Source organism: Microbacterium sp. LMI1x-1-1.1 (assembly GCF_040676205.1).
Classification (GTDB): Bacteria; Actinomycetota; Actinomycetes; order Actinomycetales; family Microbacteriaceae; genus Microbacterium; species Microbacterium aquilitoris.
The window spans coordinates 356,789-370,048 of record NZ_JBEGHM010000002.1 but is presented as its reverse complement, the minus strand read 5'-3'; the positions used below and the strand labels follow the sequence as shown (position 1 = coordinate 370,048).

11 protein-coding genes are annotated in these 13,260 nt (G+C 71.5%); 7 read left to right on the top strand and 4 right to left on the bottom strand.

Annotation, left to right across the window (positions count from 1 at the left end):
* Positions 1–897 carry an agmatinase family protein gene (locus MRBLMI1x_RS09520; RefSeq protein WP_363458453.1) on the top strand — a complete coding sequence of 299 codons (897 nt, stop codon included), beginning with the start codon at positions 1–3 and terminating at the stop codon, positions 895–897.
* Positions 894–1,376, top strand: a complete 483-nt coding sequence (locus MRBLMI1x_RS09515; protein ID WP_363458451.1) for a SixA phosphatase family protein — start codon at positions 894–896, stop codon at positions 1,374–1,376. The genes MRBLMI1x_RS09520 and MRBLMI1x_RS09515 overlap by 4 nt, the downstream gene beginning before the upstream one ends.
* On the opposite strand, the gene hutI is transcribed toward MRBLMI1x_RS09515, so the two are convergent.
* Genes hutI through hutH form a run of 3 tightly spaced genes read right to left on the bottom strand, consistent with a single transcriptional unit; the run spans position 1,363 to position 5,898 of the window.
* Entirely contained in the window at positions 1,363–2,595 is a 1,233-nt protein-coding gene (gene hutI, locus MRBLMI1x_RS09510) for an imidazolonepropionase (protein ID WP_363458449.1), read from the bottom strand. The genes MRBLMI1x_RS09515 and hutI overlap by 14 nt on opposite strands.
* A gap of 1 nt (position 2,596) precedes the next feature.
* Positions 2,597–4,261 carry a urocanate hydratase gene (gene hutU / locus MRBLMI1x_RS09505; RefSeq protein WP_363458447.1) on the bottom strand — a complete coding sequence of 555 codons (1,665 nt, stop codon included), beginning with the start codon at positions 4,259–4,261 and terminating at the stop codon, positions 2,597–2,599.
* A complete protein-coding gene (gene hutH, locus MRBLMI1x_RS09500; protein WP_363458445.1) occupies positions 4,258–5,898 on the bottom strand; it encodes a histidine ammonia-lyase in 1,641 nt (546 codons plus the stop codon). The genes hutU and hutH overlap by 4 nt, the downstream gene beginning before the upstream one ends.
* Positions 5,899–6,001: 103 nt before the next feature.
* On the opposite strand from hutH, the gene MRBLMI1x_RS09495 reads away from it, so the two are divergent.
* The gene (locus MRBLMI1x_RS09495) at positions 6,002–6,748 is read left to right on the top strand and encodes an IclR family transcriptional regulator (protein WP_363459391.1); all 747 of its coding nucleotides are present in this window, start codon (positions 6,002–6,004) and stop codon (positions 6,746–6,748) included.
* A 122-nt stretch (positions 6,749–6,870) separates the two neighbouring features.
* Here the strand turns inward: MRBLMI1x_RS09495 and MRBLMI1x_RS09490 are convergent, their stop codons facing one another.
* Positions 6,871–7,878: a LacI family DNA-binding transcriptional regulator gene (locus MRBLMI1x_RS09490; protein WP_363458443.1), complete on the bottom strand. Its 1,008-nt coding sequence runs from the start codon at positions 7,876–7,878 to the stop codon at positions 6,871–6,873.
* A 136-nt stretch (positions 7,879–8,014) separates the two neighbouring features.
* Here MRBLMI1x_RS09490 and MRBLMI1x_RS09485 point away from each other — a divergent pair, with 136 nt between their 5' ends.
* The 4 genes from MRBLMI1x_RS09485 to MRBLMI1x_RS09470 are packed head-to-tail and all read left to right on the top strand — an operon-like array spanning position 8,015 to position 13,221.
* Positions 8,015–9,286, top strand: a complete 1,272-nt coding sequence (locus MRBLMI1x_RS09485; protein WP_363458441.1) for a sugar ABC transporter substrate-binding protein — start codon at positions 8,015–8,017, stop codon at positions 9,284–9,286.
* Position 9,287: 1 nt separating this feature from the next.
* Positions 9,288–10,409: a carbohydrate ABC transporter permease gene (locus tag MRBLMI1x_RS09480; RefSeq protein WP_311857227.1), complete on the top strand. Its 1,122-nt coding sequence runs from the start codon at positions 9,288–9,290 to the stop codon at positions 10,407–10,409.
* On the top strand, positions 10,406–11,320 hold the full coding sequence (locus tag MRBLMI1x_RS09475) for a carbohydrate ABC transporter permease (protein ID WP_363458439.1): 915 nt from the start codon (positions 10,406–10,408) through the stop codon (positions 11,318–11,320). The genes MRBLMI1x_RS09480 and MRBLMI1x_RS09475 overlap by 4 nt, the downstream gene beginning before the upstream one ends.
* On the top strand, positions 11,317–13,221 hold the full coding sequence (locus MRBLMI1x_RS09470; protein WP_363458437.1) for a glycogen debranching N-terminal domain-containing protein: 1,905 nt from the start codon (positions 11,317–11,319) through the stop codon (positions 13,219–13,221). Before MRBLMI1x_RS09475 ends, MRBLMI1x_RS09470 begins: the two co-directional genes overlap by 4 nt.
* Positions 13,222–13,260: the final 39 nt, after the last annotated feature.

Here is a 13,260-nt window from a genome sequence, read left to right as displayed (position 1 = left end):
ATGGCGCTCTCCGCAGACTCCCCCCTCTCCGCAGACCCGCTCTGGCCGCGCGCCGGGGATTGGCCCGCGCCGGACGGACGAGTGGATGCCGCTATCCTCGGCCTGCCGGCTTTCCGCACCTCGCTGTCGCCCACCGGGGCGCACGCGACGCCGGCCGCCGTCCGCGAAGCGCTCCGACGGTTCAGCCCGACGCTGCTCGGGCCTCCCCCGGTCGACCTGAACGACGCGCTCCGGATCGCGGATGCCGGCGACGTCGACGATCCGGACGGTCCCGAGGGCGAGGATCGTGTGCGCGAGCGCGTCCGCGCACTGCAGGCCGACGCCGACCTCGTGATCGCGCTTGGCGGCGACAACTCGGTGACCTACGCGACCGCGCAGGGCGCGGGCGTCACGGGCCTCATCACCCTCGACGCGCACTTCGACCTCCGCGACGGCGTCTCGAACGGATCCCCCGTGCGCCGTCTCGTCGAGGACGGACTCGACCCCCGTCGCATCGTGCAGATCGGGATCGCCGACTTCGCCAATTCGGTCGCCTACGCGACTCGCGCCGCCGACCTCGGTATCACCGTCATCACCGTCGACGAGGTGCGCCGCCGCGGCGCCGAGGACGTCATGATCCAGGCTCTGGCCGTCGCCGGGGCCGGAGGCGACGTGCACCTCGACATCGACGTGGACGTCTGCGACCGCTCCGTCGCGCCGGGGTGCCCGGCATCCGTCCCCGGCGGACTCGAGGCGTGGGAGCTCCGCGCCCTGGTCCGCGCGGCGACCGGCGACCGGCGCATCGTGAGCGCCGACGTCGTCGAGGTCGACGCGACAGCGGATGCCTCGGACGGCCGCACCGTCAGACTCGCCGCACTCTGCGTCCTCGAACTGCTCGCCGGAAGGGCACTCGCATGATCACCCTCATCCTCATCCGTCACGCCAAGAGCGACTGGGGCACCGGTCAGGACGACCACGAGCGCCCGCTCAACGACCGCGGTCGGCGGGATGCGCCGATCATGGCACGTCGGCTTGCGGCGACGGGTGTGCGGCCCGCGCGCATCCTGTCGTCGACGGCGGTCCGCGCCCGCACGACCGCTCAGGTCTTCGCCGACGCGCTCGGAGTCCCCGTCGAGACCGACGAGGGGCTCTACGGCGCGCCGGGTGCGAAGCTGCTCGCCGCCGCTGCGGACAGCGGCGTCACCGACGTCGTGGTCGTCGCGCACGACCCCGGCATGACGGTGCTCGCCGAGCAGCTCTCGGACGGGGGCATCGGTGCCATGCCGACGTGCGCCGTCGCGACGTTCGTGTGGGACACCGACGACTGGGACGTCGCGACGGCGACCCCGCCGGCGCGCTGGAACATCGACACCCCGCGGGACGTCAGCGCGGACTGATCTCCTCCCCGCCGCGGTAGACGCGGTGCACGAGCGGTACGCCGGGGCGATAGGCCAGGTGCCGTCTGCTCGGCGCATCGAGCACGACCAGATCGGCGCGCGCACCCGGGCCGAGGTGTCCGACGTCGTCGCGCCGGAGGGCACGGGCTCCCCCGGCGGTCGCCGCCCACACCGCCTCGCCGACGGTCATTCCCATCTCGCGCACCGCGAGCGCGATCATGAGCGGCATCGAGCTCGTGAAGCTCGACCCGGGGTTGCAGTCGCTCGCGAGCGCGACGGTCACACCGGCGTCGATCAGCCGCCGTGCATCGGGATACGGCTGCCGCGTCGAGAACTCCACACCCGGCAGGAGAGTCGCGACGGTGTCCGACCCCGCGAGCGCCGCGATGTCGGCATCCGTCAGATGGGTGCAGTGATCGACGGATGCCGCGCCCAGCCGCACCGCCAGGTGCACACCCGGTCCCTCGCCCAGCTGATTGCCGTGCACGCGGATGCCGAGCCCCGCCTCCGCGCCGGCACGGAGGATCCGCTCGCTCTCGGTGTCGGTGAACGCACCGCGCTCGCAGAACACGTCGATCCAGCGCACGTGCGGCCGGACGGAGGCGAGCATCTCGTCGCAGACGAGGTCGACGTACGCCTCGCGCTCGGCCCCCTCGGGGATGACATGCGCGCCGAGGTACGTGACCTCATCGGTGACCTCGGCAGCCAGCCGGGCGAGACGCTCCTCGCCGTCGACCGTCAGTGCGTAGCCCGTCTTCACCTCGAACGTGGTCGTGCCCTGCGCGCGCAGTTCGGCGACGAGGGACGCCAGCCGAGCACGCAGCTCGTCATCGGTCGCCGCCCGCGTCGCCACCACGGTCCGCCGGATGCCGCCCGCGGCATACGGGGTGCCCGTCATCCGCGCCTCGAACTCGTCGGCCCGGTCGCCGGCGAACACGAGGTGCGTGTGGCTGTCGACGAATCCCGGGATCACGGCGCGACCGCCGAGATCGACGCGCGTGACCTCGACCTCCGACCGCGAGACAGCAGCGGCGGCCCGAGACAGCGGCGACAGACCGCTGTCTCGGCCTGCGATTGCTGTCTCGGCGTCGGCGGCCGCACCCGACCACGCGACGCGACCCTCGTCGACGAGGAGGGCGGCGTCGGCGATCGTCGCGGTCGGGGCCGCGGCATCCGCGTTCGTCGTCAGTTCGGAGATGCCGGTGAGCAGGGTCGCCACGTCACGCGTCCAGCATCGGGATGTTCAGGCCGCGCTCGCGAGCGACCTCCTTCGCCCGGTCGTAGCCGGCGTCGACGTGGCGCATGACCCCGGTTCCCGGGTCGTTGACCAGGACGCGGGCGAGCTTCTCGGCGGCCAGCGGGGTGCCGTCGGCGACGGTGACCTGGCCGGCGTGGATCGAACGCCCGATGCCGACGCCGCCCCCGTGGTGGATCGACACCCACGCGGCACCCGACGCCGTGTTCAGGAGCGCGTTCAGGAGCGGCCAGTCGGCGATCGCGTCGGACCCGTCGGCCATCGCCTCGGTCTCGCGGTAGGGGCTGGCAACCGAGCCGGCGTCGAGGTGGTCGCGCCCGATGACGATCGGACCGGACAGTTCACCCGAGGCAACCATCTCGTTGAACTTCAGCCCCGCGAGGTGGCGCTCCTTGTACCCGAGCCAGCAGATGCGCGCCGGCAGCCCCTCAAAGTGCACCTTCTCGGCCGCCTTCTCGAGCCAGCGGTGCAGGGCGGCATCCTCGGGGAAGAGCTCCGCGACGGCGCGGTCGGTCTTCGCGATGTCCTCCGGATCTCCCGAGAGCGCGACCCACCGGAACGGCCCCTTGCCCTCCGCGAACAGCGGCCGGATGTAGGCGGGCACGAACCCCGGGAAGGCGAACGCACGGTCGTAGCCGCCGAGCTCGGCCTCGCGGCGGATCGAGTTGCCGTAGTCGAAGACGGCGGCCCCGGCATCCTGGAATCCGACCATCGCCTCGACGTGCCGCGCCATCGAAGCGCGGGACCGCTCGGTGAAGCCTTCCGGGTCGGCCGACGCCTCGACCTTCCAGTCCTCGAACGCGACGCCCGACGGCAGGTAGGCGAGCGGGTCGTGCGCGCTCGTCTGGTCGGTGACGATGTCGATCGGGATGCCGCGGCGCAGCAGCTCGGGAAAGACGTCAGCGGCGTTCCCCACGACACCGATCGAGCGCGCCTCCCCGGCGTCCTTCGCGGCCAGGGCCCGGTCGATCGCGGCGTCGAGGTCGGCGGTGTGCTCGTCGAGGTAGCCGTGCTCGACCCGGCGACGCAGGCGCGACTCGTCGACGTCGACGACGAGCACGGCTCCGCCGTTCATCGTGACGGCGAGCGGCTGCGCGCCGCCCATGCCGCCGGCGCCGCCCGTCAGGGTGAGCGTGCCCGCGAGCGAGTCCCGGCCGAGCGAGCGGGCGACGGCCGCGAACGTCTCGTACGTCCCCTGCAGGATGCCCTGCGTGCCGATGTAGATCCACGAGCCGGCCGTCATCTGGCCGTACATCGTGAGGCCGAGGTGCTCGAGGCGGCGGAACTCGGGCCACGTCGCCCAATCTCCGACGAGGTTCGAGTTCGCGATGAGCACCCGCGGCGCCCACTCGTGCGTGCGGAAGACCCCGACCGGCTTGCCCGACTGCACGAGCAGGGTCTCGTCGGGCTCGAGCTCGTCGAGGGTGCGGACGATCGCGTCATACGCCTCCCACGAGCGTGCCGCCTTGCCCGTGCCGCCGTAGACGACGAGGTCCTCGGGGTGCTCGGCGACCTCGGGGTCGAGGTTGTTCATCAGCATCCGCTTCGCCGCTTCGGCGCCCCAGCTCTTCGCCGTTCTCTCGGCGCCTCGCTCCGCGCGGACCGTGCGAGTCGTGGTCGTGTCGGTCATGCCTGTTCTCCTTCGAACGGTGCGGTGCCCGAGCGGAGATCTGCGCTCGAGCGGACGGATCCGGGGGCATTCGTCCTCGCGGCGGCGGATGTCCGCTCGCCGGCCGGTCCGAACGCGGTGCGGGCGACCTCACCCGTGACGACGAGCTGCGTCGCTGCCTCGAGATCCGGCGCGACGAACCGGTCGGGCCCGGGCCCCTCGACGACTGTGCGGACGAGATCGCGGACGGACCCGGTGACCGGCGCGGGCTGCAGCGGAGCGCGCAAGTCGAGGGCGCGGCATCCCGTCACCACCTCGATCGCGAGCACGCGGGCGAGGCCGTCGATCGCGCGGCGCAGCTTGCGGGCGGCAGCCCACCCCATCGAGACGTGGTCCTCCTGCATCGCCGACGACGGGATCGAGTCGACGGATGCCGGCACCGCGAGACGCTTGAGCTCCGAGACGATCCCCGCCGCGGCGTACTGGGCGATCATGAGGCCGCTGTCGACGCCGACCTCGTCGGCGAGGAACGGCGGCAGCCCGTTGCTGCGCGTACGGTCGAGCGCCCGGTCGGTGCGGCGCTCCGAGATCGAGGCGACGTCTGCGACGGCGATCGCGAGGAAGTCGAGGACGTACGCGACCGGCGCGCCGTGGAAGTTGCCGTTCGACTCGACGCGACCGTCGGGAGTGACGACGGGGTTGTCGACCGCCGAGGCCAGCTCACGCTCGGCGACCATCCGGGCGTGGTCGAGGGTGTCGCGCGCGGCGCCGTGCACCTGCGGCGAACACCGGAGCGAGTAGGCGTCCTGCACGCGGGTGCAGATCGCGGGATCGCGGTGACTCGCGACGATCGGCGAGTCGGCGAGCGCCCGGCGCAGGTTCGCGGCCGAGACCGCCTGCCCGGACTGGGGCCGCAGGGCCATGAGGTCCGCCGCGAAGACGGCATCGGTGCCGAGCTGGCTCTCGACAGACAGGGCGGCGGCCAGGTCGGCGGTCGCCAGGAGGGTGTCGAGGTCGGCGAGGGCGAGCGACAGCATCCCGAGCATGCCGTCGGTTCCGTTGATGAGGGCGAGACCCTCCTTCTCCTCGAGGACGAGGGGACGGATGCCGCTGGCCGCCAAGGCGTCCGCGGCATCCATCCGCGCGCCGTCCGCCGTGCGGACCGGACCCTCGCCGAGAGCGGCGAGCGCGATGTGCGAGAGCGGGGCGAGGTCGCCGGAGCAGCCGAGCGAGCCGTATTCGTGCACGATCGGGGTGATGCCCGCGTTCAGCATCGCGGCATACGTCTCGACGACCACCGGACGGACGCCGGTGCGACCCGTCGCCAGGGTCTGCAGTCGCAGCAGATGGAGCGCCCGGACCACCTCGCGCTCGACCTCCGGTCCCGTGCCGGCCGCATGAGAGCGGATGAGGCTCGCCTGCAGCTGGCGGCGCCGGTCGGGCGCGATGAACGTCGTCGCGAGGGCGCCGAACCCGGTCGAGATGCCGTAGTGCGGCTGTGGGTCGTCGGCGAGCTGCTCGATGAGCGCGCGGGTCTCGGCGGTGCGGGCGAGCGCCGCGTCCGAGACGACGACGTGCGCGTCGTGGCGGGCGACGGCGACGACCTCCGCGGGGGTGAGCGGGGCGTCACCGAGGGTGACAGTGGTGGGGACGGACATGAGTCGATTCCAGCGCGCGGCGACCGTACGCGGGAGGCGGTCGTGGCATCCTTTGTCTGTGACCCCAGACAAGCCGCGGGCGCCGACACCAGACAAGCCGAAGGTGCCCGCGGCGGACCAGACGCTCCGCATCCTGAGCTTCCTCGCGCATCAGCGCGGGCCCGTCGCGGCGCAGACGATCGCGACGCACCTCGAGCTGCCCCGTTCGACGGTCTACCACCTGCTCGCGGCGATGGCGGCGCACGGGTTCGTCGTCCACCTCGACGGCGACCGCCGCTGGGGTCTCGGCACCGCCGCGTTCGAGCTCGCCGGCGGGTACGCCCGCCAGGAGCCCCTCGCCCGGCTCGGCCGTCCCATCGTCGCTCAGCTCGCCGACCGCGCAGGCGAGAGTGCGCACCTCGCCGTCATGACCGGGCGCGACGTGCTGTACATCGTCGAGGAGCGGGCGCCGCGACGGCCGACGCTCATCACCGACGTCGGCGTACGCCTGCCGGCGCACCTGACCGCGACCGGCCGCGCGATGCTCGCCGCCCTCCCCCGTGAGCAGGTCCGCGCATTGTTCCCCGACGCGGCATCCCTCTCCGTCCAGCGCACCGGCCGCGGACCAGGTCGGCCCGGCGAGCTGCGGGAACTCCTCCGGCAGGCCCGAACCGACGGCTACGCGACCGAGGACGGCGAGGTCACGCTGGGATTCCGCTCCGTCGGTGTCGCCGTCCGCGACCACGCTGACTGGCCCGCCGCCGCCATCGCCGTCACCTGGCCCGACGGCACGCCCGCCGATCCCGACCGCCTCGCCGCGCTCGCGACGGACGCGGCGGCCGACCTCTCCCGCCGCATCGGCCGGCGGTGAGGCCGACCCATGCGGCATTCCAGCGGAGATCTGCGGCATCGAGGACGCATTCCTTGTCGAATGTCCGCTCGGAAACGGATCTCCGCTCGGATGTCAGCCCTGCCGACCCCCTCCGAACCGCCTCAGCGGACCACGAGACGCGGTTGCACGAGCACGTGCCCCTCGCCTGCCCCCGCCGCGCGCCGCTCGATGCGGCTCCCGCCCGCCATCAGCAGGTCGAGGGCGCCGGCGGCGGCGAGTTCGGGCAGCTGCTCGACGCTCGCGAGCCCCAGAGCCTCGACCGCGGGGGTGTTGTCGAAGCCGATGATCGAGAGGTCCGCGCGCTGCGCGGCGACGGCCGCGACATGGGCTCCGACGGCGAGGGTGTCGCTCGCGCACACGACGGCGTCGACCTCGGTCGTCGCGAGCAGCTCGCGGACCTGCTCGCGCGCGTCGGCGACCCGCTCCTCCGCTGACAGGCGCAGGTCCGGGCGGGCACCGGCATCCGTCATCGCCTCGCGCCACCCGCGCTCGCGGTCATCGCCCGTGGGCGAGCCCGCGGGCCAGCCGAGAAACGCGATCCGCGGGCCGACGGTGAGCGCGTGCTCGGTGGCGGCGCGCGTGCCCGATGCGCCGTCGACGTCGACCCACAGGTGCGCTGACTCCTCGGGCGACGCCGCGTCCCACGGGCGTCCGAACGAGACGAAGGGCACGCCGCGCTCGGTGAGCCAGGCGAGTCGACGGTCGTCGTACCGGGTGCCCGTGACGACGACGGCCTCGACGTCGCCGGCGTGGACGAGGTCCGACATCCGCCGGATCTCCTCGTCCTGATCGGATGCCGCGTACACGAGCACGCGCAGGCCCCGGTCGCCGGCGCTCTCGGTGAGGGCGTGGACGAACCTGTCGAGCACGACGCCCGAGATCCCTCCGGCATACGGATCGAGGTGGATGCCGATGGTCGCGCTCCGCTGCGTACGGAGCCGCCGCGCGGAGGCGTGCGGCGAATAGCCGAGGCGGGAGATCGCCTCCTGCACCCGCTCGCGGGTCGCGGCCTTCACGATGGCGGGCGTGTTCAGCACGTTGCTGACCGTCTGGCGCGAGACGCCGGCAGCGACAGCGACGTCCTCGATCGTTATCGACTTCTCACTCATCGACGCCCCCGCCCCCTTGACAGTGATGGGACCACCCTCTTACCTTGGGCATCATTCCACAATTTGATCGTTCAAAGTCGACCGAGATCAGCACGGTCGGAACGATCGCAGCACCGGGATCGAAGGAGATACGGACATGCGACACAGCAGACGACTCATGGCGCTCGGCGGGGTCGGCCTCGCCGCCACACTCGCCCTCGCAGGATGCGGCGGCTCGGGCTTCGACGACGGCCCCGCGGCCTCGGGCGGGGCGAACGGCACCGACGGCGGTAGCGGCCTCACCTCGTCGGACGACGCCCTCACGATCATGATCGGCTCGTCGGGCGACGCCGAGACGGCCGCGGTCAAGGAGGCCGTTGCAGCGTGGTCTAAGGACTCGGGCGTCGACGCCGAGGTCATCGCCGCCACCGACCTGACCCAGCAGCTCTCGCAGGGCTTCGCCGGCGGCAACCCGCCGGACCTCTTCTACCTCGCGACCGAACTGCTCGCCGGCTACGCCGACAACGGCTCGGTCATCGCCTACGGCGACCAGCTCGAGAACAAGGGCGACTTCTACCCGTCGCTCGTGCAGAACTTCACCTACGACGACAAGTTCTACTGCGCGCCGAAGGACTTCTCGACGCTGCAGCTCATCATCAACAAGAACCTGTGGGACAAGGCGGGCCTCACCGAGGCCGACATCCCGACCGATTGGGACTCGCTGGCCGCAGCGGCGAAGAAGCTGACCTCGGGCAACACGACCGGTCTCGTCTTCAGCGGCGAATACCAGCGGGTGGGCGCCTTCATGGCCGAAGCCGGCGGGCGCCTGGTGTCGGAGGACGGCGCGACGGCCGTTGCCGACAGCCAGGAGAACGCCGACGCCCTCGCCTACGTGAAGGAGCACCTCGCCGACGGCACGTTCGCCTACGCCGCCGACGTGGGTGCTGGCTGGGGCGGAGAGGCGCTCGGCAAGCAGCTGGGCGCGATGACCATCGAGGGCAACTGGATCACCGGCGCCCTCGGCGACTACCCCGACGTCGACCCGCTCGTCGTCGAACTGCCCGCCGGCCCCGCCGGCAAGGGCACGCTGCAGTTCACGAACTGCTGGGGTATGGCCACCGACAGCCCCAACCAGCAGGCAGCCCTCAGCCTGGTCGAATACCTGACGACCGCCGAGCAGCAGCTCGCCTTCTCGAAGGCGTTCGGCCCCATGCCGTCGGTGCAGTCGGCCGCCGAGCAGTGGACGACCGACAACCCCGACCTCGAGGCGTTCCTCTCGGGTGCGGACTACGCCCAGGGCGTGCCGACCAACGACGGTGTGTCGGACGTCTTCACCGACTTCAACGCGCAGCTGGCGACCCTCAAGGACGGCGACCCCGCCACGATCTTGAAGAGCGTCCAGTCCAACCTCGAGGCGATCGTCGGCTGACATGGCCTCGCCCGTCATCACAGAGCGGGCACCCGAGAAGACGCCTCGCCGCGACCACCGCTCACGCGGTCTGCGTCGCGGCGAGGGTGTCGCCGGGTGGCTGTTCGTCTCTCCCGTCGTCGTGATCCTCGGGGTGTTCCTCTTCCTCCCCGTCCTCATGGCGCTGTGGGTGAGCGTCTCGGACTGGGGCGGCCGTGGCAGCCCGCTCTCGCCGAACGTCAACTTCGTGGGGCTCGACAACTACGGCGAGCTGACCTCGGGGCAGGGGCTCCGCAGCCGCGACTTCGGCACCGCCCTGCGGAACAACGCCTGGTACGTCTTCCTCGTCGTCCCTCTCCAGACGGCGCTGTCGCTGTTCCTCGCGGTGCTCGTCAGCCGCCGGATGATGAAGGCGCGCGGCTTCTTCCGCACCGCCTTCTACTTCCCGTCGGTGACGAGCTCGGTCGCCATCACCGTGCTGTGGATCTTCCTCTTCAGCGCCGCCGGCCCCGTCAACGCGCTCATCGCCGCGGTCACCGGCGGCAAGGGACCGAACTGGTTCAACGACCCCCGCGGCATCGTGCACCTGCTCTTCGGCGTGTTCGGGGTGGATGCCGCGCCCGCCGCGATCTCTCAGCCGGGCTTCCTGGGGCTGTCTGGCTGGGACTGGATCGCGGGCCCCTCCGTCGCGATGAGCGCCTTCATCATCATGGCGGTGTTCACGACGAGCGGCACCTTCATGCTCCTGTTCATCGCGGCGCTGCAGAACGTCGGCTACGAGTTGACCGAGGCGGGCATGATGGACGGCGCGAGCGCGTGGCAGCGCTTCTGGCGGATCACGCTCCCCCAGCTGCGCCCGACGCTCTTCACGGTCATCACCCTCGGCCTGATCGGCTGCTGGCAGGTCTTCGACCAGATCTACACCGGCACCAAGGGCCAACCGGGCAAGACCACCATCACCCCCGCCTACCTGTCGTATACGTCGGCGTTCAGCAATCAGGACTGGGGCATCGGCGCGGCCATCGCCTTCATCCTGTTCCTCATCATCATCGCGTTCACGCTGCTCCAGCGGTGGCTCCTGCGGGAGCGCCCCGTCTCGAAGCGCCGCATCCGCGCCTACACGCCGAAGGGGGCACGGTCATGACCGACAGCAGGACCCTCGCTCGCACGAAGACGCTCACCGACGAGCCGATCGACCGTGCACCGCGGCGGCGGGGCCGGCTCACCCCGGCATCCCGCCTCGGACAGATCGCGCTGTACGCGGTCCTCGCCCTGCTCGCCCTCGTCTACATCTATCCGTTCCTCGTGCAGGTGGCGACCTCCTTCAAGAGCGAGCAGGAGGCGGCATCCAACCCCATCTCGTTGATCCCGCAGACCTTCACGACGGCCGCCTACGAGCGGCTGTTCCTGAACAGCGACTTCCCGCTGTGGTTCGCCAACTCGGCGGTGGTCACGATCCTCGTCACGCTCGGACGCGTGTTCTTCGTCTCCCTCGCCGGGTACGCGCTCGCCCGACTGCGATTCCGCGGGCGCGGCCTGATCTTCGCGCTCGTCGTCGGCGTCATGGCGGTGCCGTCGGTGGTGCTCCTGATCCCGCGCTTCCTCGTGCTCAACCAGCTCGGGATGTACGACTCGTACGCCGGTATGGTCCTGCCGCTGCTCGTCGACGCGGCGGGCGTGTTCATCATGAAGAACTTCTTCGAGTCCGTCCCTCCCTCGGTCGAGGAGCAGGCGCGCATCGACGGCGCGGGCACCTTCCGGGTGTTCTGGTCGGTCGTCCTGCCGATGGCGCGACCGGCGCTGATCACGATCGTGATCCTCTCGTTCCAGGGGTCATGGAACGAGCTGACCCATTTCATCGTCTCTGTTCAGGACCCGGGCCTGTTCACCCTGACGCGCGGTGTCGCGAGCCTGTCGTCCGGGCAGCTGAGTCAGGGCACGCAGTATCCGCTGAAGCTCGCCGCCGCGGCGCTCATGACGATCCCCGTCGCCGTGGTCTTCTTCATCTTCCAGAAGCGCATCATGAACACCTCAGAAGGAGCAGTCAAGGGATGACCGCAGGCCTCCAGCCCTTCCTGTCCGACGCCGTCGCCGTCCTCCGCGCGCCCACCCAGGTGTGGTCCCGCGAGGACGGTGAGATCGGCCCGCACTTGCTCGACACCGCGTCGATCGACGGCGTCTTCCACGGCGACACGCGCTTCATCCGCGCGACCCGCGTCCGCTACGGGACGGATGCCGCGACCCACGCGCCCGAGTGGATCTCCCGCTCGGCGGCGTCGGCATCCGATGCGCGCTTCGAGGCGTTGCTGCGACGCCTCGACGACCGCACGCCGGACCCGAAGATCCGACTGACGCGGCGTCGCGTCGTCGCCGACGGGCGGATGAGGGAGGAGTTCACCCTCGTCTCGCATCTGGAGGAGGCGGTCGAGCTCGTGCTCGAGGTCGCGGTGACTCCGGACGCGACGCCGATGCAGGACGTCAAATCCGGCACCGTCGGCGCAGCCCCGGTCGAACGGACCTTCTCGGGCGACGCCGTGGAGGTGAGTTCGGGCGACGCGTCGATGCGCCTGCAGGCGCCGGGCGCCGAGGTGACCGCGGCCGGCGACGACCTCATCCTCACGTGGCGCGTGACCTGCCCGTCACGGTCGACCGCGACGGTGTCCTGGCACGTGGACCTCGACGACCCGTCGCTCGTCGTCCGGGGCACGACGCGGCAGGTCGACTGGGCGCTCGAGCCCGTCGACGGCGTCGATCCGCGGCTGTTCCGCTGGCTCCGGCAGGCGCTCGACGATCTGGACGCCCTGCGCCTGACTCTGCCCGGCAACGCCGACGAGTTCTTCGCCGCCGGCGCACCGTGGTTCTTCACCCTCTTCGGGCGCGATTCGCTGTGGGCGGCACGCCTGTTCCTCTCCGTCGACCCGGGGATGGCGGCATCCACTCTGCGCGTGCTCGGACGGCTGCAGGGTTCCACCGCCGACCCGGCGACCGCGGAGGAGCCGGGCAAGATCGTCCACGAGCTGCGCGCCGGCACGCTCACGATGCCGGGCGAGGGCATCTCGCTGCCGCCGCTCTACTACGGCACGGTCGACGCGACCCCGCTGTGGATCACGTTGCTCACCGAGGCGCACGAGGCCGGGATGCCGGAGGCCGAGGTGCGCGATCTCCTGCCGACGATGCACGACGCCCTCGACTGGGTGATCGCGTCGGCGAACGCGGACGGCTTCCTCGATTACGTCGACGAGACCGGCCACGGCCTGTCGAATCAGGGGTGGAAGGACTCGGGCGACTCGATCCAGTGGCGCGACGGGTCGCTCGCGGACGGCCCCATCGCTCTCTCGGAGGTGCAGGGCTACGCCTACGAGGCCGCGGTCCGCGCCGCGGATCTCCTGGACGCTCTCGAAGAGGACGGCGCCGAGCGTCTGCGGTCGTGGGCGGCGGACCTCCGCACGCGCTTCCGCGAGCGCTTCTGGGTCGAGACGCCGGAGGGCCGGTACCCGGCGATCGCCCTCGACCGCGACGGTCGGGCGGTCGACACCCTGACCTCGAACGCGGGTCACCTGCTGGGCACCGGCATCCTCGATCCCGACGAGGAACGCGACGTCGCCGATCTGCTCGTCGGCCCGTCCATGGCGTCCGGCTTCGGCCTCCGGACAATGTCGACGGATGCCGGGGGCTACTGGCCGCTCAGCTATCACGGCGGCAGCGTCTGGGCGCATGACACGGCGATCGTCGCGCGCGGCATGGCGCGGGCGGGCCTCACCGACCAGGCACGCGTGCTGGTCGACGGAATGCTCGCCGCCGCCGAGGCGTTCGCCTACCGCATGCCGGAACTCCACGCCGGCGACGCCGCGAGCGACGTCACCGTGCCGGCTCCCTACCCCGCAGCCTGTCGGCCGCAGGCGTGGTCGGCGGCAGCCGCCGTCGTCTGTCACGAGATCGCCACGCGGACCGGCTGACAGAACCCCGCCGGTGGGTGGAGACTGACTTCCGACTCG

Excerpts from the sequence above, each read along its gene's own strand:
- MRBLMI1x_RS09480 (WP_311857227.1), top strand. The coding sequence starts at position 9,288 with ATGGCCTCGCCCGTCATCACAGAGCGGGCACCCGAGAAGACGCCTCGC.
- MRBLMI1x_RS09515 (WP_363458451.1), top strand. The coding sequence starts at position 894 with ATGATCACCCTCATCCTCATCCGTCACGCCAAGAGCGACTGGGGCACC.
- MRBLMI1x_RS09520 (WP_363458453.1), top strand. The coding sequence starts at position 1 with ATGGCGCTCTCCGCAGACTCCCCCCTCTCCGCAGACCCGCTCTGGCCG.
- hutU (WP_363458447.1), bottom strand. The coding sequence starts at position 4,261 with ATGACCGACACGACCACGACTCGCACGGTCCGCGCGGAGCGAGGCGCC.
- MRBLMI1x_RS09485 (WP_363458441.1), top strand. The coding sequence starts at position 8,015 with ATGCGACACAGCAGACGACTCATGGCGCTCGGCGGGGTCGGCCTCGCC.
- hutH (WP_363458445.1), bottom strand. The coding sequence starts at position 5,898 with ATGTCCGTCCCCACCACTGTCACCCTCGGTGACGCCCCGCTCACCCCC.
- MRBLMI1x_RS09470 (WP_363458437.1), top strand. The coding sequence starts at position 11,317 with ATGACCGCAGGCCTCCAGCCCTTCCTGTCCGACGCCGTCGCCGTCCTC.
- MRBLMI1x_RS09475 (WP_363458439.1), top strand. The coding sequence starts at position 10,406 with ATGACCGACAGCAGGACCCTCGCTCGCACGAAGACGCTCACCGACGAG.
- MRBLMI1x_RS09490 (WP_363458443.1), bottom strand. The coding sequence starts at position 7,878 with ATGAGTGAGAAGTCGATAACGATCGAGGACGTCGCTGTCGCTGCCGGC.